The sequence below is a fragment of the Candidatus Polarisedimenticolia bacterium genome (assembly GCA_036004685.1).
Taxonomy (GTDB): Bacteria; Acidobacteriota; Polarisedimenticolia; order Gp22-AA2; family AA152; genus DASYRE01.
In genome coordinates this window covers 19,234-42,662 of the sequence record DASYRE010000038.1, presented here as the reverse complement: position 1 = coordinate 42,662, position 23,429 = coordinate 19,234, and the positions used below count along the sequence as shown (strand labels likewise).

At 67.0% G+C, this 23,429-nt stretch carries 23 protein-coding genes; 10 read left to right on the top strand and 13 right to left on the bottom strand.

Translation table 11 applies throughout. The features are described from left to right. Positions 1-134: 134 nt before the first annotated feature. The 8 genes from VGR67_10520 to VGR67_10485 form a co-directional block, all read right to left on the bottom strand. Positions 135-815, bottom strand: a complete 681-nt coding sequence (locus VGR67_10520; GenBank protein ID HEV8336841.1) for an isoprenylcysteine carboxylmethyltransferase family protein — start codon at positions 813-815, stop codon at positions 135-137. Beyond that, positions 812-1,441 (bottom strand): succinate dehydrogenase, encoded by a 630-nt coding sequence (locus tag VGR67_10515; GenBank protein HEV8336840.1) that lies wholly within the window; start codon positions 1,439-1,441, stop codon positions 812-814. Before VGR67_10515 ends, VGR67_10520 begins: the two co-directional genes overlap by 4 nt. A 15-nt stretch (positions 1,442-1,456) precedes the next feature. After that, entirely contained in the window at positions 1,457-2,410 is a 954-nt protein-coding gene (locus tag VGR67_10510; GenBank protein ID HEV8336839.1) for a bifunctional riboflavin kinase/FAD synthetase, read from the bottom strand. After that, a complete protein-coding gene (locus VGR67_10505; GenBank protein ID HEV8336838.1) occupies positions 2,407-2,883 on the bottom strand; it encodes a phosphatidylglycerophosphatase A in 477 nt (158 codons plus the stop codon). The genes VGR67_10510 and VGR67_10505 overlap by 4 nt, the downstream gene beginning before the upstream one ends. Before the next feature lie 22 nt (positions 2,884-2,905). After that, the gene (gene rimO / locus VGR67_10500) at positions 2,906-4,264 is read right to left on the bottom strand and encodes a 30S ribosomal protein S12 methylthiotransferase RimO (GenBank protein ID HEV8336837.1); all 1,359 of its coding nucleotides are present in this window, start codon (positions 4,262-4,264) and stop codon (positions 2,906-2,908) included. A gap of 21 nt (positions 4,265-4,285) precedes the next feature. Next, positions 4,286-5,611 carry an asparagine--tRNA ligase gene (asnS, locus tag VGR67_10495; protein HEV8336836.1) on the bottom strand — a complete coding sequence of 442 codons (1,326 nt, stop codon included), beginning with the start codon at positions 5,609-5,611 and terminating at the stop codon, positions 4,286-4,288. Between the two features lie 7 nt (positions 5,612-5,618). Continuing rightward, positions 5,619-7,715 carry an elongation factor G gene (gene fusA, locus VGR67_10490; GenBank protein ID HEV8336835.1) on the bottom strand — a complete coding sequence of 699 codons (2,097 nt, stop codon included), beginning with the start codon at positions 7,713-7,715 and terminating at the stop codon, positions 5,619-5,621. A gap of 168 nt (positions 7,716-7,883) precedes the next feature. Continuing rightward, positions 7,884-8,294, bottom strand: a complete 411-nt coding sequence (locus tag VGR67_10485; GenBank protein ID HEV8336834.1) for a hypothetical protein — start codon at positions 8,292-8,294, stop codon at positions 7,884-7,886. A gap of 415 nt (positions 8,295-8,709) precedes the next feature. On the opposite strand from VGR67_10485, the gene VGR67_10480 reads away from it, so the two are divergent. From VGR67_10480 to VGR67_10440, 9 genes are all read left to right on the top strand, one after another. Next, positions 8,710-9,618, top strand: a complete 909-nt coding sequence (locus VGR67_10480; GenBank protein HEV8336833.1) for a deoxyribonuclease IV — start codon at positions 8,710-8,712, stop codon at positions 9,616-9,618. Beyond that, positions 9,615-10,271 carry a radical SAM protein gene (locus tag VGR67_10475; GenBank protein ID HEV8336832.1) on the top strand — a complete coding sequence of 219 codons (657 nt, stop codon included), beginning with the start codon at positions 9,615-9,617 and terminating at the stop codon, positions 10,269-10,271. Before VGR67_10480 ends, VGR67_10475 begins: the two co-directional genes overlap by 4 nt. Next, positions 10,271-10,948 (top strand): 7-cyano-7-deazaguanine synthase QueC, encoded by a 678-nt coding sequence (gene queC, locus VGR67_10470; protein ID HEV8336831.1) that lies wholly within the window; start codon positions 10,271-10,273, stop codon positions 10,946-10,948. The genes VGR67_10475 and queC overlap by 1 nt, the downstream gene beginning before the upstream one ends. Before the next feature lie 56 nt (positions 10,949-11,004). After that, a complete protein-coding gene (gene queA, locus VGR67_10465; protein ID HEV8336830.1) occupies positions 11,005-12,039 on the top strand; it encodes a tRNA preQ1(34) S-adenosylmethionine ribosyltransferase-isomerase QueA in 1,035 nt (344 codons plus the stop codon). Positions 12,040-12,054: 15 nt separating this feature from the next. Further along, entirely contained in the window at positions 12,055-13,179 is a 1,125-nt protein-coding gene (gene tgt / locus VGR67_10460) for a tRNA guanosine(34) transglycosylase Tgt (protein HEV8336829.1), read from the top strand. 74 nt (positions 13,180-13,253) lie between these two features. Continuing rightward, positions 13,254-14,309: a hypothetical protein gene (locus tag VGR67_10455; protein HEV8336828.1), complete on the top strand. Its 1,056-nt coding sequence runs from the start codon at positions 13,254-13,256 to the stop codon at positions 14,307-14,309. Then, the gene (locus tag VGR67_10450) at positions 14,306-15,049 is read left to right on the top strand and encodes a UDP-2,3-diacylglucosamine diphosphatase (protein HEV8336827.1); all 744 of its coding nucleotides are present in this window, start codon (positions 14,306-14,308) and stop codon (positions 15,047-15,049) included. The genes VGR67_10455 and VGR67_10450 overlap by 4 nt, the downstream gene beginning before the upstream one ends. 4 nt (positions 15,050-15,053) lie before the next feature. Continuing rightward, positions 15,054-15,434, top strand: a complete 381-nt coding sequence (locus tag VGR67_10445) for a holo-ACP synthase (GenBank protein HEV8336826.1) — start codon at positions 15,054-15,056, stop codon at positions 15,432-15,434. Beyond that, positions 15,431-16,342 (top strand): cation diffusion facilitator family transporter, encoded by a 912-nt coding sequence (locus VGR67_10440; GenBank protein ID HEV8336825.1) that lies wholly within the window; start codon positions 15,431-15,433, stop codon positions 16,340-16,342. Before VGR67_10445 ends, VGR67_10440 begins: the two co-directional genes overlap by 4 nt. Before the next feature lie 78 nt (positions 16,343-16,420). On the opposite strand, the gene VGR67_10435 is transcribed toward VGR67_10440, so the two are convergent. Continuing rightward, positions 16,421-17,551, bottom strand: coding sequence for a DUF4388 domain-containing protein (locus tag VGR67_10435; GenBank protein HEV8336824.1), 1,131 nt, complete (start codon positions 17,549-17,551; stop codon positions 16,421-16,423). Positions 17,552-17,712: 161 nt separating this feature from the next. Here VGR67_10435 and VGR67_10430 point away from each other — a divergent pair, with 161 nt between their 5' ends. Then, the gene (locus VGR67_10430) at positions 17,713-18,642 is read left to right on the top strand and encodes a methyltransferase domain-containing protein (GenBank protein HEV8336823.1); all 930 of its coding nucleotides are present in this window, start codon (positions 17,713-17,715) and stop codon (positions 18,640-18,642) included. A gap of 47 nt (positions 18,643-18,689) precedes the next feature. Here the strand turns inward: VGR67_10430 and VGR67_10425 are convergent, their stop codons facing one another. From VGR67_10425 to VGR67_10410, 4 genes are all read right to left on the bottom strand, one after another. Next, complete coding sequence (locus VGR67_10425) at positions 18,690-19,853, bottom strand: acyl-CoA dehydrogenase family protein (GenBank protein ID HEV8336822.1); 1,164 nt, start codon at positions 19,851-19,853, stop codon at positions 18,690-18,692. Continuing rightward, positions 19,853-21,028 (bottom strand): thiolase family protein, encoded by a 1,176-nt coding sequence (locus VGR67_10420; GenBank protein ID HEV8336821.1) that lies wholly within the window; start codon positions 21,026-21,028, stop codon positions 19,853-19,855. Before VGR67_10420 ends, VGR67_10425 begins: the two co-directional genes overlap by 1 nt. A gap of 173 nt (positions 21,029-21,201) precedes the next feature. Then, positions 21,202-22,020 carry an SAM-dependent chlorinase/fluorinase gene (locus VGR67_10415; protein ID HEV8336820.1) on the bottom strand — a complete coding sequence of 273 codons (819 nt, stop codon included), beginning with the start codon at positions 22,018-22,020 and terminating at the stop codon, positions 21,202-21,204. Between the two features lie 32 nt (positions 22,021-22,052). Beyond that, positions 22,053-23,357: a glycosyltransferase family 39 protein gene (locus tag VGR67_10410; protein HEV8336819.1), complete on the bottom strand. Its 1,305-nt coding sequence runs from the start codon at positions 23,355-23,357 to the stop codon at positions 22,053-22,055. Positions 23,358-23,429: the final 72 nt, after the last annotated feature.

Below are 23,429 nucleotides of genomic sequence, written 5' to 3'. Positions count from 1 at the left end.
CGGCCCCCGATCCATCCCGGCTCGCCGCGTTGCGCCTCGCTTGCGTACCGCCTTGGGTACGCGACGCTCTGGCGCGCCTTGCGATCCGGGCGCCTCGGCGACCTCGGTGTTAACATGATTTCCGAAACGCAACACTAGCGGAGCCCGGGAAGGATGAAGGGGGTCTTTTCCCGGTAGGCGCGATACTCGTCGAATTGGCGGGCCAGCTTGTCCTCCTCGATCCGGGCGCGGAAGAGCTGCAGGGCGTTGATCGAGGCCCAGAACAGAAGGGCGGCGGCGCTCCCGAGAGTGAGGCAGAGTCCCAGCATCGTCAGGGCCTCGCCCAGATAGAGGGGATGCCGCACGAGACGGTACGGGCCCGTGGTGACGGGACGGCGAGCCTCCGCCAGGATGGAGAAAGAGTTGCGGAGGTGGACGAGAGCCCACAGGCTGCAGCAAATCCCGCAAGAGGCGAGCGCCAGCCCCGACAGGACGAGCGCCGGATGCCGCGGCACCTTGTAGCGCAGCACCAGGATGGCCATGCCGGCGATCCCCGCCAGGAAGACGAACATGGGGAAGACGATCTCGCGCAGACCGCGCGCCTTGTCGACGGCTCGCATCCGGGTGAGGTAGGTGCTGCCCACGAGCGCGATGAAGGCCAGGGTGAGGACGTGCCGCGCCAGCTCCAGCGCCGGATAGAGCGCGAAGCCATCCCGGAGCAGCGTCGCGATCGACGCGGGGATCTTGCGGCCGACGCTCACCAGGAACAAAGACCAGAAGGCCATCGGAACGGCCTTGCCGGTGAGCCATTCCCTCCAGGAGGGGGAGCGACTCAAAACGCCACTCCGCGGCCCAGAAATCCCGCCATGTTGTTGATCCCCATCAGGAAGATCAGGACGAACAAGGCGATCGCCGCCGCCGTGAGCCGGCTCTGGGCGCGCCGGTCCGCGGCGATCCCCCAGGTGATGCTGAACGTCCACAAGCCGTTGGCCAGGTGGTAGGCGGTCCCCAGCATCCCGAGGAGGTAGACGGTGAATGTGAGCGGCTCGCTCATCGCCTCCTGCATGTGGGCGAAGTCCAGCGTGAAGCCGCGCAGGGCCGGCTCCACCCGTGTCTTGTAGACGTGCGCGCCGACGAACAGCAGGACGCCGATCCCCGACAAGCGCTGAAGCACGTAGCGCCAATTCCCCAACCGGGGGTAGGCGAGGAGATTGACCTGGCCCCGGAAGGTGATCACCAGCCCGAGGATCGCATGGAAGAGGATCGGCACGTAGATGAAGAGGATTTCGAACGGCGTCATCAAGGGAAGCTCGTTGAGCCGCCGCAGGCGCGCGTCGTAGGCGCCGGCGCCTTTCAGGGAGAATGAGTTGGTGTAGAGGTGCAGCAGCACGAAGAGTCCCACCGGCACCACGCCCGACAGGGACTGAAGGCGAAGCCAAAGGAACTGACGATCCCGTTTCATTCCCTCCCTCTGCGCTCAGCCGCCGCCTGGCGGCGCGAGCTGTTCGAAGAAGCGACGCGCGCGGGCCACGTCCGCGGCGATCTGGCGTTTCAGCTGGTCGGCGGAGTCGAAGCGGACTTCGCTCCGAAGTCGCGCCAGAAAGGCGATCTCGATCCATTCGTCGTAGAGACCGGAAAGCTCCGGGGCCCGATCGAGGAAGTGCGTCTCGATCGCAAACCCGGCCCCTTCGAAAGTCGGCCGGCTCCCGACGTTCGACACCGCGTCGTGCTCGGCTCCGAAGGCGCGGGCGCGCGTGACGTAGACGCCGTCCGCGGGAAGAATCTCGGCCGACGGCGAGAGGTTGGCCGTGGGATAGCCGAGGGCGGCTCCGCGGGCGTCGCCGCGGATCACCCGCCCCGGCACGGTGAAGGGCCGACCGAGAAGCTCGCGGGCCAGCTCGACCTCTCCCGAGCGGACGGCGCGGCGGATGCGGCTGGAGCTCGCGGGGCTGCCGAGGATCAAAAGGTCGGGAAGCTCGGGCACGTCGAAGCGGAGGTCGCGCCCCATCCGCCGGAGGAGACCGACGTTTCCCTCGCGGCCCCTCCCGAAATTGAAGTTGTTCCCGACGAAGACGGCCGAGGCCTTGAGGTCCCGGTGCAGGACGTCGCGCACGAAGCGCTCCGCCGAAAGGGCGGCGAACGCGGGGGTGAAGGGAATCACGACCGCGTGTTCGACGCCGAGCGCCTCCAGGCGGGCCATCTTCTCTTCGTGGCTGATCAGGAGCGGCGGCGCCGATTGCGGGCGGATGATTTTGAGCGGATGGGGGTGGAACGTGACCAGCAGCGCCGGCCGCCCCGTCTGCGCGGAGCGCTTCAGCACTTCTCCGATGACGAACTGGTGGCCGCGGTGGACCCCGTCGAAATTTCCGAGCGTCACCAGGGGACGCTCCAGCGCCGGCGAGATCTCGCCGGCGCTCGCATAGGTCTTCATGATCGGCCGATGAAGTGGATCCCCGCCCGCAGGATCAGGTTGGCATAGACGCCGACGATCAGATCGTCCGCCATGATACCGAATCCGCCGGGCAACTTCTCGGCCCAGCCGGCCGGAGGAGGCTTGAGAACGTCCAGCACCCGAAAGAGGAGAAAGCCGCCCAGGAGGAGGCAGGGGGTCGCCGGAAGGAAGGCCATCGTCACCAGGAATCCCGCCACCTCGTCGACGACGACCAGCGTGGGATCGGTACGCTCCTCCTGCCTCTCGACCACCCCGGCGGCCCAGACGCCGGCGACGGTCGCCGTCGCCACGGCGGCCAGGAAAACCCAAGGGCGGTCGGCCCGCGCCACGAGGTAGGCGAGCGGCACGGCGGCCAGGGTCCCGAACGTTCCGGGGACGAAGGGGATCCGTCCCACGTTGCCGGCCGTGGCCACCAGATACGCCAGTGCCAGGCGCGCGCCGCGTCGCTTCAAGAGGCTCTTCCGCAGGAGGCGTTCACGTCCGCTCGATGTGCCCGACCAGATCGTAGGGATGCGCTTCGAGGATGCGCACCGGCGCGAGCGTTCCCGGCGCCGAGACCCCGTCGGTGATCAGGACACGGCCGTCGACGTCCGGCGACTGGAACTCGGTGCGCCCCGTCAGGAGCATCCGCGTCTCCGTCTCGAGACCGTCGATGCGCACCGGAAGCAGCCGCCCGATCCGGGCGCGGTTATGCTCGAGAGCGATGGCGGCCTGAATCTCCATGAGACGATCGCGGCGCCGGCTCTTGAGGGCCGCGGACACGTCGTCCCGACGGGAGAACGCGGCCGTGCCCTCTTCGTGCGAGTAGGCGAACACACCGGCGTGCTCGAACCGAGCCTCGCGCACGAAATCGCAGAGCATCCGAAAGGAATGTCGGGTCTCCCCCGGAAACCCGACGATGAAGGTGGTCCGCAGCGCGCAGCCGGGAAGGATCCGGCGGATCTTGCGGATCAGCCGGAGGTGCGCGGCGCCGCCGCCTCCCCGTCGCATGCTCCTCAGGATCGCCGGATCGGCGTGCTGCAAGGGGATGTCCAGATACCGGCAGACCTTCGGGGAAGCGGCCATGGCGTGGAGCAGCGCGTCGCTGACCCGGTTCGGGTAGGCGTAATGGATCCGAATCCACTCGATCCCGGGGACGGCGTCGAGGGTTCGGAGCAGGCCCGCGAGATCGGCGCCGTCGCCGAGATCCGCTCCGTAGTCGGTGCTGTCCTGGGCGATCAGAATCAACTCCTTCACGCCGCGCCGCGCCAGAGCCTCGGCCTCCAGGCGGAGGGACGCGACGCTCCGGGAGCGCATCCGGCCCCGCATGGAGGGAATGGCGCAGAAGGAGCAGACGTGATCGCACCCTTCGGAGATCTTGAGGTAGGCGAGATGCGGCCGGGTCGCGAGGACCCGGGCGGCGCGATGATCATAGAGGGCCCGGGCCATTCCCGAGATCGCGGCGGCGGGATCGGAGGCGGCGGAGGCGAGATCCCCCCGGACCGCCTGGACGATCTTGTCGAGCTCGTCGAGCCCCACGAAGGCGTCGATCTCCGGAATCTCATCGCGCAGCTCCCGGTGATAGCGCTGCACCAGGCATCCGGCCACGACGAGCCGGCGGCACCGCCCCTTCTTGCGGTGCTCCGCCATCTCCAGGATGGTGTCGATCGACTCGCGCTTCGCCGACTCGATGAAGCCACACGTGTTCACGACGATGACGTCGGAATCCGCGGGGTCGGCGGAGAGCTCGCAGCCGCTGCCGCGCAGGCTGCCGAGCATCACCTCCGAATCGACGAGGTTCTTGGGGCAGCCGAGGCTGACGAAGCCGACGCGGACCGGTGCGGGGACGGGCATGGGGGTCGCTTTCCCGCCGCTTCAGGGATAGAGGCGATGGAGCATCCGGGGATAAGGAATCGCCTCCCGGAGATGCCGCACGCCCGCGATCCACGAAACAAGGCGCTCGATCCCCATGCCGAATCCGGCGTGGGGAACCGTTCCGTACTTGCGAATCTCGAGATACCACCGGAACGCCTCTTCCGGAAGGCGATGCTCGCGAATCCGCGATAGGAGCAGATCGTGATCGTGGATGCGCTGGCTGCCGCCGATGATCTCCCCGTATCCCTCGGGAGCCAGCACGTCCATGCAGAGCACCCGCTCCGGGTTCGCGGGATCGGGCTGCATGTAGAAGGCCTTCAGCGCGGTGGGATAGTGCGTGACGATCACGGGGCGGTCCAGCTTCTCGGTGAGAACGGTCTCGTCAAAGCCCCCGAAGTCGCCGCCCGGCTCGAACGGAGGAGCGCCCTGCTCGCGGGCACGCGCCTGCACCGCGGGATCGGACAGCGCCTGGGCCGCCTCGTCGTAGCTCATGCGGTGAAAGGGGGCGACGATCTTCTCCAGGCGGGAGGTGTCGCGCTCCAGGACCTTGAGATCCTCCCGGCTCCGGTCGAGCACCCGGACGACGAGGGCGACGACGAGCTCCTCGGCCAGCGCCATGATGTCGGGGAGCTCGGCGAAGGCGATCTCCGGCTCGAGCATCCAGAACTCCGTGAGGTGGCGGCGGGTCTTCGATTTCTCGGCCCGGAACGTCGGGCCGAAGCAATAGACCTTTCCGAACGCCATGCAGGCCGGTTCCAGGTAGAGCTGGCCGGACTGCGTCAGGTAGGCCTTCTCGCCGAAGTAATCGGTCTCGAAGAGGGTGGAGGTCCCCTCGCAGGCCGCCGGCGTGAACATCGGAGAGTCGATGAGAACGTAGCCCCGGGAGTAGAAGAACTCCCGGCAGCCCTGGCAGACCTCGTTCCGGATCCTCAGCAGGGCGTGGGGGCGCGACGACCGGAGCCAAAGGTGCCGGTGATCCAGGAGAAACTCCGGGCCGTGCTCCTTCGGGGTGATGGGATAGTCATGGGCGGCATGCAGGACCTTCAGGTCGCGCAGCCCCATCTCGAATCCCCCCGGGGCGCGAGCCTCCCGGCGGACCGGCCCCCGGACCTCCACCGAAGATTCCTGCCCCAGGGTCCCACACAATGCGAAGACCTCCGGAGGAATCTCCTGCGCCGCGGCCACACATTGAAGATATCCAGTGCCGTCCCGGACGACGAGGAAGCGGATTTTTCCCGACTCGCGGCGGGCGTAGAGCCATCCGCGGACGATCGCCTCCTGATTCTCGCGGCTGCCGAGGTCGCGGATTTCGGTGTGCTCCTGCATCACGGCCTCAGGCTTCCTCTTCCTGGGCCTTCTGCGGCTTGTGCTCGGCGATGATCCGGGTCTGGATCTGGGCGGGAGTTTCCTCGTAGTGGGAGAGCTCCATGTGATAGGAGCCGCGCCCTCCGGTGATCGACTTGAGGGAGGAAGAATAGGTGAGCATCTCCGACATCGGCACCTGGGCGCGAATCACCTGCGCGGAGCCTTGGGAGTCGACGCCTTGCACGCGGCCGCGCCGGCTGTTCAAGTCGCCCATGATGTCGCCCATGAACTCCTCAGGTGTCTCGACCGAGACGTTCATGATCGGCTCGAGCAGCGTCGGCCTCGCCTGCTCCATCGCCTTCTTGAACGCCAGGGAGCCGGCGATCTTGAACGCGAGCTCCGAGGAGTCGACGGTGTGATACGAGCCGTCGTGGAGGACGACGCGAAAATCGACGACCGGGAAGCCTGCGAGATACCCGCGCATCCGCGATTCCTGGATCCCCTTCTCCACCGCTGGCCGGAAGTTCTGGGGAATGGCGCCCCCGAAGATCTCGTCGACGAACTCGAAGCCGCCGCCGCGCGGCAGGGGCTCGATGCGGATCTTGCAGTCGCCGAACTGTCCGTGCCCCCCGGTCTGCTTCTTGTGGCGTCCCTGCGCCTCGGCGCGCGCCTTGATCGTCTCGAGATAGGGAACCTTGGGGGCGTGGAGGATGGCATCGACGCCGAACTTCTTCTTCATCTTGGCCACGGCGACCTCGACGTGCAGCTCGCCGGTCCCGGAGATCAGCATTTCGTGGGTCCGGGGGTCCCGCGAGACCTTGATGGTCGGATCCTCGTCGGCGATGCGGGCCAGGGCGCTCGAGATCTTGTCCTCGTCGCCGCGGCTCTTGGGCTCGATGGCGAAGGAGATGGAGGGCTCGGGGAAGACGACCGGCCGGTAGAGGACGGGGTGCGCCTTGTCGGCCAGGGTGTCTCCCGTGTGCGTCTCTTTGAGCTTCGGAATGGCGGCGATGTCCCCGGCGCGGACCTCGTCGACGTGAATCAGCTCCTTTCCCTGCATCAGGGAGATGGCGCCGAACCTCTCGGCGGCGCCGCGGTTCACGTTGTGGACGACGCTGTCCGACTTCAGCACGCCGCTGAAGACGCGGAACAGGCTGATCCTTCCCGAGAAAGGATCGGCGATGGTCCGAAACACGAAGGCGGAGGCATGCTCTTCGGGGATCGGCCGGCGGGCCACCTCGGTGTTGGTGCGCGGATCCACCCCCTTCACCTCGCCGCGATCGGCGGGGGAGGGAAGGAGATCGACCATGGCGTCGAGGACGGGCTGGGCGCCGACGTTGAGCAGGGCGGACCCGCAAAGCACCGGGAAGATCTTGAGTGCTCGGACCGCCGCCCGCAGCCCGGCGCGCAGGTCGTCGCCCGAGAGATCGCCCGCCTCGAAGAACTTCTCCATGAGGGCCTCGTCGGTTTCCGCGACCATCTCGATCAGCTTCTCTCGGGCCACCTTCGCCTCGTCGGCCAAATCCGCGGGGATGGGTCCCGATTCGAACTTGCCGCTCTCGTCGCGGCTCCAGAGCAGGGCGGTCATGTCCAGGAGGTTCACCAAGCCGCGGAAGTCCTTCTCCGATCCGATTGGCAGCTGCACGGGGATCGCGGTCCTCCCGAACCGGCTCTGGATCGATTCCAGGGCGCGGGCGTGGCTGGAGCGCTCGCGGTCGAGCTTGTTGATGAAGAGAAGGCGCGGAAGCTGGAATTCGTCGGCGAAGGACCAGGCTTTCTCGGTCTGCACCTCGACGCCCGACACGCCGCAGACGACCGTCACGGCGGCGTCGGTCACCCGGAGCGCTCCCTTGGCCCCGGCGATGAAGGTGCCGTACCCCGGCGTGTCGATCACGTTGATCTTCTGCTTCCTCCACTCGCAATGGCAGAGGCTCGAGGCGATGGAGACCTTTCTGTGGATCTCTTCCTCGTCGTAATCCGTCACCGTCGTGCCGTTCTCCACCTTCCCCAGGCGGTTCACGGCTCCCGAATCGAAAAGCAGCGCCGAAGCGAGGGAGGTCTTGCCGGCCGCTCCATGGCCAATCAATCCCACATTGCGGATTTCGGAGACGTCAAAGACCTTCATGCCCGGACTCTCCTGTGACCTCGCCGCGGGCCGGCCGTCCCGACCGGGGCGCGCCGATGGGGACGGCCCCGGGAGGCCGGTCCGTGGAAAGGTTCAATGCGAGCAATGAAATGGCGCGTCAATATAGCACACGCATCAGGAGCCCACAACGGCGACTTTTTCGCGGGGCTAGCCGCCCGCCTTGATCTCGCTGAGGACTTTTTCAGCGAGCCCGCGGACGGTCGGACACTTGGGATCGTTCACCAGGCAGCGCGCAATCGTGTCGTTGGGACAGCCACAGCTGCAGAATTCCTTGTTCACGCGGTCGAGGTACTTCTGCTTCTGCTTCGGGGTCAGCGTGGAGAGGTCGATCCCAGGAAGGTCCAGGTAGTAATTCTCCACGACGGTGACCTCGCCCTGGGTCTGGACCGTGACGTTGGTGGCCGGGCCGGTCTGAGGGGGGGCCTTCTTCGCTTCGGCGGGAGGGGTCTTCGGCTTCTTCTTGGAGGCGGGCTTCGTGTCCGCGGCTGCCAGCAACGCCGGGCCGATCGCGGAGAATGCCAGAAGAACCGCCACGGCGATGGATCGGCGGAATCTCACGTCGAATCTCCTTGACTTGGGGTTTTCGGCGCCTCGCGCCGCGCCATGATGCGAAACTCAAGATAGCCGAAACGCCTTGTCCCGTCAAGGAATGCGCCGATCGGCCGCCGGCGAGGCGCGCCGTGAGCCGGGCTCGGCGCCGGCCTCGGAGTTTGACAGTCCGAGAAGCGCGATGCTACGCTTCAAGCAGGCGCTATTCCAGTCCCTCCCGCCCGTTCTCAAGAGGTCGCAGCTCCCCGATGGCCCGTCCGCGTCGTCAGAATTGTCTCAATCGACCTGTTGCCGAATGGGATCGACTCTTTCGGAGGAGCGATCGGGGCCGAGTGCGGCGCCATCCGGAGCGGAAAGAGCGGGAGATCGCGGGCCGGATCGCGTCCTCGCCGGCCCACGGAATCGTCCGGCCGATTTGCCTGCCGTGAGGCCCAAGAAGCGGGCGGAGCGACGGAAGCGCGGGACGCCCCCGCCGGCTCCCGCGCGCGCCCGGCTCGGAAGCCACATCTCGATCGCGGGAGGAGTGGATCGCGCCGTCCTGAGAGGAAAGACCGTCGGTTGCGAGGCCCTCCAGATCTTCGTCAAGAGCAGCAACCAGTGGCGGGCCGCCCCCTTCCGCGCCGGGGAAGCGGAGCGCTTTGCCGCCAATCTCCGGATGACCGGTCTCGGCCCCGTCATCGCCCATGACTCGTATCTCATCAATCTCTGCTCTCCCGACGACGCCCTTTGGGAGAAGTCGATCCAAGCCTTCGCGGTGGAGCTCGAGCGCTGCGAAACGCTGGGGATTCCTTACCTGGTCACGCACCCCGGATGCCACATGGGATCGGGCGAGAGGGCGGGGCTGGCGCGGCTGTCCCGCGGCATCGATCGGGTGCACGCGAAATACCCGAGCCACCGCGTGAAAATCCTCCTGGAGACGACGGCCGGCCAGGGCTCCGGCCTCGGGCATCGCTTCGATCATCTCGGCGCCGTCCTGAAGGCGGTCGACGACCCCGCACGGGTCGGAGTGTGCCTGGACACTTGTCACGTGTTCGCGGCGGGGTATGATCTCCGCACCGCTTCGAGCTACGCGCGGACCCTCGAGGAGTTCGATTCGAGGGTCGGGACCTCCAAGCTGCAGGCGATTCATCTCAACGACTCCAAGAGGGAGCTGGGAAGCCGGGTTGATCGCCACGAGCAGATCGGCAAAGGGCATCTGGGGATCGAGGCGTTCCGGCTTCTGCTCGTCGATTCGAGGCTCCAGGACGTTCCCATGGTGCTTGAAACGCCGAAGGGCCCCGATTACGCGGAGGACAAGGTGAACCTGGCGTTGTTGCGGAGCCTGATCGCATGACGAGAGAGGCGGAGACGCTCCAGATCACCGAGATCTTCCACAGCATCCAGGGCGAATCGACCCAGACGGGACGTCCCTGCTCCTTCGTCCGCCTGACCGGCTGCAACCTGCGCTGCGTCTGGTGCGACACGTCCTACGCGTTCGAGGGAGGGGAGGCGATGACCGTGCAGGCGATCCTGGAGCGGCTGGCGGCGCACGGGACTCGTCTCATACTGGTGACCGGAGGAGAGCCTCTGGCCCAGCCCTCGGTGCACGCCCTCATGGGATCGCTTCTCGAGCAGGGGAAGGAGGTGATGCTCGAGACCGGGGGAAGTCTCGACATCGGCGGCGTGGATCGCCGGGTCCGCATCGTGATGGACCTCAAGTGCCCCGCGAGCGGCATGGTCGCGCGCAATCTTTGGGAGAACCTGCCGCGGCTGAAGCCCTCCGACGAGGTCAAGTTCGTCATCCAGGATCGCCCCGATTACGAATGGGCCCGGCGCCTCGTGCGCGAGCGGCGTCTGGCGGAAGCGCACGAGGTGCTTTTCTCTCCGGTCTTCGGCGTGCTTCCCCTCCGCTCCTTGGCGGAGTGGATCCTGGAGGACCGGCTCGAAGTGCGCCTGCAGACCCAGCTGCACAAGACCATCTGGCTTCCCGGGACGCGGGGGGTTTGATGAAGGGGAGAGGGGAGCTGGCCGTCGCCCTGGTCAGCGGGGGCATGGACTCCGCCGTCGTGGCCGCGATGGTCTGCCGGGATCACGAGCCGGCCTTTCTCCATCTGGACTATTCGCAAAGGGCGCGGGAGCGGGAGCGGCGCGCCTTCGAGGCGATTGCCGATCACTATGCCGTGCGACGCCGCCTCCTGGCGCGCGTCGATCCGCTGGGCGCCATCGGAGGCTCGAGCCTGACCGACCTGTCGCTGCCGTTGTCGGCGCCGAGTGGCTCGGCGATTCCCGCCACCTACGTCCCGTTCCGCAACACGCATCTCCTCGCCACCGCCGTCTCGTGGGCCGAGGTTCTCGGAGCGACCCGCATCTATTACGGGGCGGTGGAGGAGGACAGCTCCGGTTACCCCGATTGCCGCGAGGCCTATCTGCGCGCCTTCAATGAGCTGGTGCGGCAAGGCACGCGGCCGGAGACCCGTCTCAGCGTGCTCGCCCCGTTGATCCACATGAGGAAAGGGGAGATCGTCGCCGAAGGGATTCGTCTGGGGGCTCCTTTTCATCTCACCTGGTCGTGCTATGAAGGAGGAGAGACGGCCTGCGGAGAGTGCGACTCGTGCCGCCTCCGCCTGAAGGGCTTTCGCGAGGCGGGTGTCGCCGATCCGATTCCCTACCGGAAGGCGCCGTGAGCGGCGCGGAGCGCGCCGGGACGGATCCCGGTGGAAGCGCCCCCGGAGAAGCGCCTATCCTCCTGTCGGATTACGATTACATCCTGCCTCCCGCGCAGATCGCGCAGGAGCCGGTGGCCATCCGGGATCAATCGAAGCTTATGGTCCTGGATCGCCGCCGGGAGACGGCGGATCACGCGAGCTTCGCGGATCTTCCCGGCAGGCTCGAGCCCGGAGATCTTCTCGTCCTGAACGACACGCGGGTCTTCCCCGCCCGGATCGAAGGCAGGAAAGCCACCGGCGGCCGGATGGACTTTCTCTTGGTGCGCGAGCGCCCTCGTCCGGGAGTCTGGGAGGCGCTGTGCGAAGGGGTCCGCGAGCTGCGTCCCGGGATGACGCTGCGCTTCGGGGAAGCGAGCGCGGAGGTGCTCGGAAGATCGGGCGAGTCGATCGTTCTGGCGTTCCCCGCGGAGTGCGACGTGAGATCGCTGCTGGCGCGCTGCGGCTCCGTCCCCCTGCCGCCCTACATCCGGCGCGCGGCGAGCGATCGGCGATCCCCCGGTGATGCCGAACGGTATCAGACGATCTACGCGCGGCAGGCCGGCTCGGTCGCCGCCCCGACCGCGGGACTTCACTTCACCGCCGAGCTCATGCAGCGGCTGGGGGAGCGGGGCGTGCGCCTCGCTTTCCTGACGCTGGACGTCGGGCCCGGCACCTTTCTTCCGATACGAACCGAGGACGCGCGCTCCCACCGAATCCATGCCGAGCGGTTTCGGCTTCCGGAAGCGACCGCCGCCGCGATCCGCGACGCGAAGCGGCGCGGCGGGAGGATCGTCGCCGTCGGGACCACGACCGCGCGGGTCCTGGAGCAGGCCGCCGGGCGGGACCATCTGCTGCGGGAAGACGAGGGCGAATGCACGCTCTACGTCCTTCCCGGCCACCGCTTCCGCTGCGTCGACGCCCTGATCACGAATTTCCATCTGCCGCGCTCCACGCTTCTCCTGTTCGTCTGCGCCTTCGCCGGCCGCGACAGGATTCTCGTCGCCTATCGCCGGGCGGTCGAGAGCGGTTATCGGTTCTACAGCTACGGCGACGCCATGCTGATTCTCTGAGCCTCGGGAGGGAGCTTGTTCTTCCAGGTCACGGCACGCGACCCAGCCTCCCGGGCGCGCCTCGGGAGGATGGAGACGCGGCACGGCAGCGTCTCGACCCCCGCCTTCATGCCGGTCGGGACCCTGGGCAGCGTGAAGGCGGTGGAGCCGCGCGACCTTCGGGAGCTGGGTTTCGAGCTGATCTTGGGGAACGCCTACCATCTCTTTCTGCGTCCGGGGTCGGACACCATCCGGAAGCTCGGGGGGTTGCATCGATTCATGGGGTGGGACGGCGCCATCCTGACCGACAGCGGCGGGTTCCAGGTCTTCAGCCTGGCGAGTCTGCGGCGCATCGATGAGACGGGGGTCGAGTTCGCAAGCCACGTCGACGGACGCCGCTTTCGGATGACTCCCGCGCTTTGCGTCGAAATCCAGGCGGCGCTCGGCTCCGACCTGGTGATGCCCCTGGACGACTGCCCGCCCTATCCGGCGGAGCGCGACCGGGTCGAGCAGGCCGTGGCGCGGACGACGCGCTGGGCCCGGATGAGCCTCGATACGCCGCTCGCCGCCGGGACACGCCGCTTCGGAATCGTCCAGGGCGGCGTCCACGCCGACCTTCGGAGGCGCAGCGCCGAGGAGATCGGCTCGCTGGGATTCGACGGGCTGGCGATTGGAGGCGTCGGCGTCGGCGAGCCGCCGCCCCTGGCGCGCGACGTGGTCTCCTCCGTGACGCCGATGCTGCCCTCGGATTCTCCGCGCTACGTCATGGGGATTGGGACGCCGGAACAGATCGTCGATCTCATCGGGGAGGGCGTCGATCTCTTCGATTGCGTGCTCCCCACGCGCAACGCCCGCAATGGAACGCTGTTCACGTCGGTCGGAAGAATCAACATCAAGCGCAACGAATTCCGCGAGGATGCGGGCCCGCTCGATCCCAGCTGCGCGTGCGGCGTCTGCGGCCGCTACTCCCGCGCCTATCTGCGGCACCTCTATCAATCGGGCGAGATTCTCGCGGCGCGGCTGAACACCCTTCACAACCTCGCCTATTTCGCCTCCGTCATCGCGCGCGCCCGGCGGGCGATCCTATCCGGCGACTACGATCGCTTCCGCAGGCTCGACGAGTTCACGCGCCCGCGCGACCCGTCGCCGGAGGATTCTTGAACCGGTGAAACGGCGGGTGCTATCATGGCGGCGCGCCGCGCTCTTGACGATCCCGCGAACCCGAAGGAGACTCCATGGCCCTCCGCCGACACGCCTCCGTCGCGCTCTCCACGCTGGCCTTGCTGTTGCTGCTCGCCGGCGCCTGCGCCGCCTCCGCGGCGAAACGCGCGGCCGAGGAGGGAGGCCGCCTCTACGACGAGGGGAAGTACGATGAGGCGCTTCCCCTGCTGGAGAAGGCAGCCGACCAGGGGATCGATGACGGGGAGCTCTTCTACCAGCTCGCCTACGTCTACGATCTCAAGTCGATGGCCGACAAGAGCCGGTCCTACCGGGAGAGGGCGGTTCCGCTCCTGGAAAAGAAGGCGCGCGCGAAGGAGGGCAACCTGGAAAGCTGGTACTACCTCACCGCCGTCTATGCCAACCTCGACCGCACCGACGACGTCGCAAAAGCCTCCCGCGAGGGGATCTCCCGATATGGCGAAAAGACCGGCCTCTCCGCGGAAGATCAGTTCCGGCTCGGGCGCCTGTATCAGTTCGCGGGGGACGGATCCCGCGGCGCCGCGGCGTATCGTCGCTCGGTGGAGGCGTTCACGGCTGCCGCCCACCCCAACCCGGTGCTCTTCGCGCTCGCGCTGCTCGCCGACGCGCGAACCGATTTCAGCTCCCACCGTTACGCCGAGGCCTCCAAGAAACTCGACCGGGCCGCGGCACTGGCCCCCCGGCTCGCCCCGCCCCTCTACGAGAGGGCGCTCACGCACCTCGGCGCGGGCGATCTGGAGAAGGCGGCGGCCGAATTCGCCCAGGTGCGGGACGAGAATCTCCTGACGGAGGCGCAGTACGGGGCGGACGTGGCCCGCCGGCTGGGCGCCGCCGGAGGCGCAACCGACAAGACCTCCGAAGGCAAGAGCCTCCTGGAGCTGGACAGCGCCGCCCTCGGAGAGGCGATTCAGAAGGCGGCGGAAGGATTGAAAGCGGCGCGGGGTGCGGAAGCCGCGGGGAAGGGTGGCGGCGAGACGCGGCGCGCGTCCGAGCGCGTCTTTTTCAGCCTGGTCGCCGAGTGGATGCTTCGAGGAAATTCGATCCGGGAGCAGGCTCTTTCCGGAGGGTACGCCGATCTCATTCGCCAATGAGCTGGATCCTCCTGCTCGGTGACGCCCATCTGCGGGACGGCGATCCCGAGGTCGAGGCGTTCGTCGAGTTCCTCGAGACCCTCCCCGCAGACGTCACGGGCCTCTACCTGCTCGGCGATCTGTTCGACCTGTGGATCGGGAACCCTTCGTTGATCGGACCGAGCCACCGGCGCGTCGTGGCGGCGCTCCGCGAGGTGCGCCAGCGGGGGGTGAAGATCGCCTACGTCGAGGGGAACCGCGATTACCACCTGCGCTCCTCGTATCACGGCGATCCGTTCGACCAGCTCGTGGAGGAGGCTCTCGAGATCTCTTTCGGGAGCCGCCGCCTGCTTCTCGCCCATGGTGATTGCGTCAACCGGAAGGACGTTCCGTACCGGCTCTGGCGCTGGGTGTCGAAAGGGCCGATTCTGCCCGCTTTGCTGAACCTTCTTCCGGCGCGCCGGGCCGTGCAGCTGGCCGCGCGACTGGAGCGGTCGATGGCCCGCACCAACGCCCGGCACCGGGCGAGCTTCCCCGAGGAGGAATGCCGGGACTACGCCCTGAAGGGAAGGAGCGCCGGATTCGACACTCTGGTCCTCGGGCACTTCCACCAGGAGCTCGAGCGCAGCTACGTGGGGCGCGAGGGCCGGGTGGAGGTGTTCGTGCTTCCCGCGTGGCGCGACGCGAGGAGGTACTTGAAGATTGGAGCCGAAGGGACGGCCCGCTTCGAATCGTTCCGGCGCCGCGCCGCCGCGGAGTGAGAGGATGATCCTGGGAATCGGCATCGATCTGTGCGACGTGGAGCGTATTCGCCGGCTTCTGGAAAAGGATCGCAGCCGCTTCGTGCGCCGGGTGTTCCTCGAGGCGGAAGCGGCGTATTGCGAGGGGCGCCGGCGTCCCGCGATCCACTACGCCGCCCGTTTCGCCGCCAAGGAGGCTTTCATGAAGGCCGTGGGCACCGGATGGCGGCTGGGATGGTGGCAGGTGGAGGTGGTGCGAGGGCCCTCGGGGCGTCCGGAGCTTGCCCTGTCGGGGAGGGCGGAGGAAGTGATGGAACGCCGCGGATTGCGGCGGGCTCACCTCAGCCTCACCCACAGCGCGGAGTCGGCGGCCGCGGTGGTGGTTCTCGAAGGAGGCCCGCCTTGAGCGGCCATCACGCCGGCCGGGCCGATCGGGACCGAGTCCGCCTGCGCTGGTGCGTGGGCCTGACGGCGACCATCCTGGTCCTGGAAGCCGTGGGCGGCCTGCTGGCGCAGAGCCTGGCGCTGCTATCCGATTCGGGCCACATGATGACCGATCTCCTGGCCCTCCTGCTGTGCCTGTTCGCCATGGGCTTCGCGTCGAAGCCGGCGACCGACCGCAAGACCTTCGGCTATTACCGCCTCGAGATCCTGACCGCGCTCTTCAACGGAACGCTCCTCGCCGTGCTGTCGCTCTATCTGTTCTACGAGGCCTTCCGGCGTCTCATGCATCCCCGTCCGGTCCAGACGACTCTCATGCTTTGGATCGCGGTGATCGGGCTGGTCGCGAATCTCGCGGGAATCGCCCTGCTCTCGCCGTCCCGCCAGAATCTGAACGTCCGCGGGGCGCTGCTGCACGTCCTGGGCGACGCCTTCTCCTCATTGGGAGTGATCGCCGGCGGCCTCGTGATGCGCTTCACGGGATGGTATCGTGCCGACCCTTTGATCTCCCTCGGGATCGGCGTCGTGATTCTCTGGGGCGCCCTGCGACTGATGAAGGAGGCCTGCGACATTCTGCTCGAGGCGGCGCCGTCGCAGACCGTCCTCCCCGACATCGCGCGGGCGATCGAATCGGTGGAAGGGGTTTGCGAGCTCCACGATCTCCACGTTTGGTGCATCACGACGGGGATGCCGGCGCTCAGCGGCCACGTCGTGGTGAGGGATCGATTCCTGGCCGACAGCGATCGGACGCTGAACCGCATCAAGGAGATGCTGGAGGAGCGTTTCGGAATCTGCCACACCACGATTCAGATGGAGTCGGAGCGGTACGAGGAGATCGGAGAGGTCCATCCTCCCCAGGCGAGATCGATCTGAGAGGCTCCGGCCGCGGTGCCGAGCGAAGCCGACGGTCCGGCATGCAGGCGTTCATGGAAGGACGTGGAAAGACGCCGCCTAGGGCTCTTTCAAGGAGATGATGCCGCGCTCTTTCAGCCGCTTCAGGACCCTCAGGGCGTCGACCTCGCGAAGCGGCGAGATGCTCACGATCGACTTGAGATCCCATGATCCGTTGATTCGGCTCACCAGGAAGACCTCTTCCGGAGTGAGCGCCTCGCCCAGGAGCGACTCGAGGGGCCGCGCGAGAGTGGGCACCCGCTTGGCGGGCAGCGGCCCCCGATACAGGCGATCGACCAGGTTCAGCTCCGCGGTCTTGGTGAGCTCGTTCACCTCCGACGTCCTCTCCACCGGACCCGCCATCCGGTCCAAAATCGCCAGCGCCTCTTCGAAGGCCCCCGAGCGCAGCAGCTCCTTCGCCTGGCGGAGCCCGTCCGCGTGCGACCGGTCGGGCGGCGATCCCGGGGCCGCGGGTCCCTGCTCGGCGATGCGCACGTAGCCGCGCTCCAGCGCCGAGAGCAGAAAATAGCTCACCGTGAATTCCGGAGCGTGAAGCTCCAGGCTGATCTCCCGGATCGAGCGGCTTCCGTCGACGAGCTCGAGCGCCCGCTTGGCGAACAGGTTCACGAGGAGGTCGGCGGGCGGCTGGGTTTCGGTGCGGGACAGGACGACGGCGGTGCTCGGGAAGGCTTTCCGGATCCGCTGGGCCAGATCGTAGCGGCGCAGACCCTCGAGCAGCACCTCCTCGACCTTGAGGCAGATGGGAATCGAGTCCATCTCGCGCACGGCCCCCTGCTCGAACGCGAATTCGCCATCGGGCCACAGGAAGAGGCTGTAGAGCGTCTCCTCCGTCTTGCGCTTCAGGGCCTGGACCACCACCTCTTCGGGAATCCATCCTTTCTGCACCACCACGCGGCCCAGCATGACCCGGCTCTTCTCTTGCAGGTCGAAGGCTTCCTTCAGCTGGGCCTCGGTGAGGAGCTGCTGACTCACCAGGATTTGTCCGAGGAACTCGCGCGGATCGTTCGAGCCGGAAGACACGATGTTTCCGTCGACCACGAAGAGGCGCTTCTTGGCCGAATCCCGCTGGAGGACCAGCGTCCCGGTCTTGCGCCCCTGCCCGAGCCATTGCAGGAGATCGGGAAGCGGCATCGTCCGGAGGTTTCCGGTGAGTCCAGACTGGGAAGGCAAGCGCGCTCCACATGCGGCGGGCCGTCGGCGCCGATCGAGCCCGGAATATAGCATCGCGATGCGGGGGAATTCAACCCGCGCCGAAACGCCGCGCCGCCGGGAAGGCTGCGCCCGGAGCGAGATTGTGCTAAGTTAAAACCCCGCTAGGAAAGGAGAATTCCTTGAAGTACAGTGCGTTGTCGTTCCTCGCCTGTGTCCGCTGCGGGCACGGATTGCGAGCCTCCGCCAGCCAGGAAATGTCGGGCGAGATCGTGGAGGGGCAGCTCGCCTGCGAGTGCGGCGCCGTCTATCCGGTGCGACAGGGCATCCCGGAGTTCCTCCCGGAAACCTACGTCAAGAGCTTCTCCTACCAATGGCAGTTCCGCGAGAACTCCCCCCTGGACAACCGCCTGGCTCGCGAGGTCAACAGCTCGTTTCTCGCAACGATCGGGGTTGCTCCGGACCGCCTGGCCGGAAAGCGCGTGCTCGACGCGGGATGCGGCAGCGGCGCCTTCAGCCTCCTGATGGCCGAGCATGGAGCGGAGGCCGTGGGCCTGGACATGAGCGAAGGTGTCTGGGTCGCGGCGAAACGGAGTCCGGAGCTGCCCCGCCCGCACTTCGTGCGAGGCAACATCCTCGTCCCTCCTTTGGCCGACGCTTCGTTCGATGCGGTATTCAGCATGGGGGTCCTGCATCACACGAGCAACACACGGGAGGCTTTTCTTCGTCTGACCCGCTTGGTCCGTCCGGGAGGGCTCATCGCCATCTGGGTCTATTCGGCGTACGGGCGGTATGGCTATGCGGCGTCGGACTTGCTGCGAAAAATCACCGTCCACCTGCCTCCTCATCTTCTTTACGCCTTATGCCATCTGGCGGTCCCTCTCGACGCCCTGCAGAGCATTCCGGTCCTCGGCATTCCTTTTCGCGTCGTCCGAGTCGCGGGCGGCGGACCGTGGCAATCGGTGGTGCTGGGCACCTACGACTGGTACTCACCGCGATTCCAGTTCAAGCACACATTTCCGGAAGTGTTCGGCTGGTTCGAGGAGGCGGGTCTCGTGGAAATTCGCGTTCATGACTGGGCGATCGCCGTCAGTGGACGCCGTCCCCGCTGAATCTCAGGCCAAGCTCGGCCGGAAGAGAGATCGCCCGGTCGGCCGAGCTAGGAGAAGGCGCTGAGCTCGGTGAGATCCTGGCCCACGATCAGGGTGTGGATGTCGTGGGTTCCTTCGTAGGTATAGACCGATTCGATGTTGCAGAGGTGGCGGCCGACCTGGTACTCGTCGGTGATGCCGCTGGCACCCAGAATCTCCCGACCCAGGCGGGCACATTCCCGCGCCATCGAGCAGTTGTTCATTTTGGCCATGGACACTTGCTGTGGAGTGGCGCGACCGCGCTCCTTCAGCCGGCCCAGCTGAAGACAGAGAAGCTGCGCCTTGGTGATCTCTGTGGCCATCCAGACCAGCTTGCGCTGCTGGAGCTGGTGACCCGCCACCGGTTTGCCGAAGACGATGCGCGTCTTGGCGTATTCCAGGGCTTCGTCGAAGACCGCCATGGCGGATCCGACGACTCCCCAGGCGATGCCGTACCGGGCCTGATTCAGGCAGGCGAGCGCCGCCTTCAGGCCCTGGGCTCCCTCGAGCCGGTTCTCGAGGGGAATGGCACAATCCTGCAGGGCCAGCTCGGACGTCACCGAGGCTCTGAGCGAGAACTTGCCCTCGTGGTCCCGGGCGCTGAATCCGGGCGTCCCTTTCTCCACGAGGAAGGCGCCGATCTCGCCGTCGAGCTTCGCCCAGACGACGGCGAGATCGGCCAGGGTCCCGTTCGTGATCCAGGCTTTCGTGCCGTTCAGCACGTAGCGGTCGTTCCGCTTCACGGCGCGGGTCAACATTCCAGCCGGGTTCGATCCATAGTCCGGCTCGGTCAGGCCGAAGCAGCCGATCTTCTCCCCCCGGGCCATGGCGGGAAGCCATCTCTCTTTTTGCGCCTCCGAGCCGAAGGCGTGCAAGGGAAACATGACCAGGCCGCCCTGCACCGACACGAAGCTCCGGAGCCCAGAATCTCCCCGCTCCAGCTCCCGCATGATCAGGCCGTACGCCACGGGTCCGAGGCCGGCGCATTCATATCCCTCGAGCGTGGCCCCGAGCGTTCCCAGCTCCGCGAGCCCGGGGATCAGCTCGACGGGAAACGTCCCATCCCGATAGTGCTTCTCGATGCGGGGCATCACCTGATCGGACACGAACCCCCGGACCGTGTCCCGAATCAGGCGCTCCTCCTCGGTGAGGAGGGACTCGACGTCGTAGTAGTCAAGGGCTTTGAACGGCATCACGCGTCTCCGGGACGCCGGTCTGAGGCGGCGCGCTCGAGAAGCGCCGCCACTCCCATGCCTCCGCTCACGCAGAGAGAGGCGATGCCATAGCGGGCGTCCCGTCGGGTCATTTCGTGGGACAGGGTCACGAGGAGTCGCGCGCCGCTGCACCCGATGGGATGCCCCAGGGCAATGGCGCCGCCACGCGGATTCAGGCGCGACGGATCGATCCGGAGCTCGCGCTGGCAGGCGAGGACCTGGGCGGCGAAGGCCTCGTTGATTTCCACCACGTCGATTTGGTCGATGGAGAGCGAAGCGCGCTGCAAGAGCCGCCGCACCGCCGGGACGGGTCCGATTCCCATCCGCCGCGGATCCACGCCGGCGCTCGCCCAGGCTGACAATCGCACGACCGGCCCTCGATCTGCCGCGCTTCCGGGCGAGGAGGACACGATCAGCGCCGCGGCGCCGTCGGTGATCCCCGACGAGGAGCCCGCGGTCACGCTGCCTTCGGGAGCAAAAACAGGCGGGAGCTTCGCGAGAGAAGCTTCGGTGATTCCGACCCGCGGATGCTCGTCGGCTTCGACGAGGACGATGCCTCGTGGTCCCGGAACTTCCACCGGGGCGATCTCGTCGCGGAACAATCCCTGGTCGCGCGCCTCCTGGCAGCGTCGCTGGCTTTCGGCGGCAAAGCGATCCTGCTCCTGCCGGCCGATGCCATAATCCCGGGCGAGGGCCTCCGCGGTTTCGCCCATCAGCTCGCCGCACAGCGGACAAAAAAATCCGTCGCGGAACATGCCGTCGACGAGCTCCTGGCGCCCCATGCGCATGCCGAAGCGAGCTCCCGGAAGCAGGTAGGGGACCCGGCTCATGCTCTCGGTGCCTCCCGCCAGGAGGGTGTCGGCCTCACCGAGCAGCACCGCCTGGGCGGCGAGAAGGACGGCTTTCATCCCCGAGGCGCAAGCCTGGTTCACGGTGAAGGCGGGAACCGAGTCGGGGACGCCCGCCAGCCTTGAGACTTGTCGGCCGGGATTCGGCCCGACACCGGCCTGGCGCGCGCACCCGAAGATCGTCTCTCCGATCTCCTCGGGTCGGACGCCAGCCCGCGAGATCGCTTCCGCCGCCGCTTTTCCACCAAGCTCGGGCGCGGTCAGGGAAGAAAGAGCGCCCCCAAAGCGCCCGATCGGCGTGCGCACGGCTCCGCGAAGATAGACTGGAGTCAATCCGGCCTCGATCCGTCGCGCCGCCGCGTTCCTTGATCTTTCCCGGGAGGAGCGCGAACGGCCTGTTCGCCGCCGAGATCGGCGTAGGCAGTCAGAGGAAGCGATTCTACCCGAGCGTCCGCGGCGTCACAACCGACATCGAGGCGTCAAAGCACGACAGTGGCGGGATGCCCGGCGAGCACTCCGAGAACGGCCGCCGCCGAGCCTTGGCGGGCGGCGATTTCAAGATAGTCGCAGCTGTTGAAAAGCGCGAACGGCTCGCCGTCGTCCGCCTCGTCGTAGGTGAGGAGGAGGCGCCGGATGGTCCGCCCGCCGATTTCCAGCGTGAGGGCCCCGGGCGCGGGTCTTCCCCCCGCCTCCCGGTAGGCGCGCCGCTTGAGGTTGAGAATCACGTTTCCGAACCGGTCCACGGCCAGAACCTTGAGCCCCAGCCTACCCGCGACCGGGCCGACCGGAGCGGAGAAGGCGCAAGGCATCCAATCCTGGACCGGATCGCCGAACTGGCTCATGTCGGTGCCGAGGGAAAGGTGAGCGGCCACCGGGGCGAGAATGTCCCGGCCGTGGAAGGTGGAACTGACGTCCTGGCGGAAATAGCGGGCCTGGGTGAGTTGCACCACCTGGAGGGCCGGCTCGGCGTCGAAAACCAGCCCGAGCGTTCCGTTGTCGGGGGCCAGGAAGTAATGACGCTCGGTGCTCGCGAGAAGGAGGCGGCGCCGGGTTCCGACGCCGGGATCCACGACCACGATATGGATGGTTCCGTCCGGAAACGTCGGCACGGCGCAGCCCAAAGTGAACGCCGCCTCGGCGATCTGGTGCGGCGCGATCTGGTGCGTGATATCGATGATTTTCAGCGAAGGGTTCAGCGAGAGGAGAGCCCCCTTCATGGAGGCGACGTAATGATCCCGGTCTCCAAAATCGGTGGTCAAGGTGACCATCGGCGTGGGGGTCAAGGCCGGGTTGCCCAAAAGTCCTCCATGAAACCGGAACCGAGCCGATATTAGGAGGGGTTCTCCGCGCCAGTCAATCGGCGGATTCGCGGAAATCGCCCGAGCCACTCGTCGAGCGCCACGGCGGCGAGGACGATCAGGAGGGGATCCACGGTCCCCACCCGGTAACGCTGGCCGCCGATGAAGATTCCGTGTATCAGCGAGCTGGTGGCGAAGAGCGCCAAGATCGCCGTGAAAGCGTGGCTCCGGAGGCGCCTCAGCCGAACCAGGCCGGCGCCGGCCAGAAATAGGACCGGCGCATAGGAGGCCCATCCCACGAAGGTCGCGAGCCCCACCGTGCCGGTCGGAGAGCCCACCTCGGAAAAGTCGAGGTGCAGCCAAATCCTCGCGATGTTGCGGGCGACGCTGCGCAGGAACCGACCGGGATCGGCGCGAATGCTCTGCCGCGCGAGCTCACCGGCCCGCCGGTTCGCCTCGAGCTCGCCGGCAGGGCCTCCCGGCAGAGTGCCCCGAGCAATGTCCCTGTGCCCATACCAGAGTCGGTGCCCGATTTCCTCCTGGCTCACCCCGATCGACTCGAGGTGGCCCAGATATAGCGCCATGCCGGAGTGCGTATCGAGCAGAACCGTCTCGCCGAGCGCCGATCGGTTGCGCGCAATCCAGCCCCCCCAGGCCAGGCCGAAGAGCAGGAAGCCGATCCCCAATCCGGCGAGTCGGGATCGGCGGTTCACCGGGCTCCACGGCCGGGCCAGGATGAGTGCCGCCGGCTCCAGGAAAAGGCCGACCGGGCGAGTCAGGAAGGCCAGGGCAAGGCACAATCCGTGAAAGACGCCGTCGAGGAGGCGTCCGCGCTCCCCCAGACGTGCGGCGGTCAGAATCATTCCGGAGAACGCGGCCAGGAAGAGGGTCTCGGTCAGGATTTCCCCGGTGAAATAGATGAAGAACGGATAGACCGCGCCGATGGCCACGGCGAGCGCCCTGGCGCGAGGGCCTCCCAGGATCCGGGCGAACTGGCCCAGCGCGACGATCGTGACGACGCCGAGAAGGATCTGAATCCAGCGCGCCGCTCCGGGAAGGTGGCCCGCGACGCGGTAGATCGCCGCCAGAAAAAGAGGGTAGGCGGGCATGGCGAATCCACTGGGCTGATTTCCGACTCCGAGAGTTCCGTGAACGGCGAGATTCCAGCCGAATCGATCGTAGACCTCCGCATCTCTGGCCGTGGACCACTGGGTGTAGAGGCTGGAGGCATCGGACATGACCACGTAGAGCGCGCGAAGCAGAATGCAGAGTACTAAGGCCGCGACATAGAAGGCGCGCAGCAGGCGGCCTGCGGACGTGTTATCCGATCTCGTCATCGGTCGAATGCCTCGTGGGTGGCTCGCCCGCCCGGCGGGACTTCGCGGAATTATAGAAACAGGTGCGCGGGG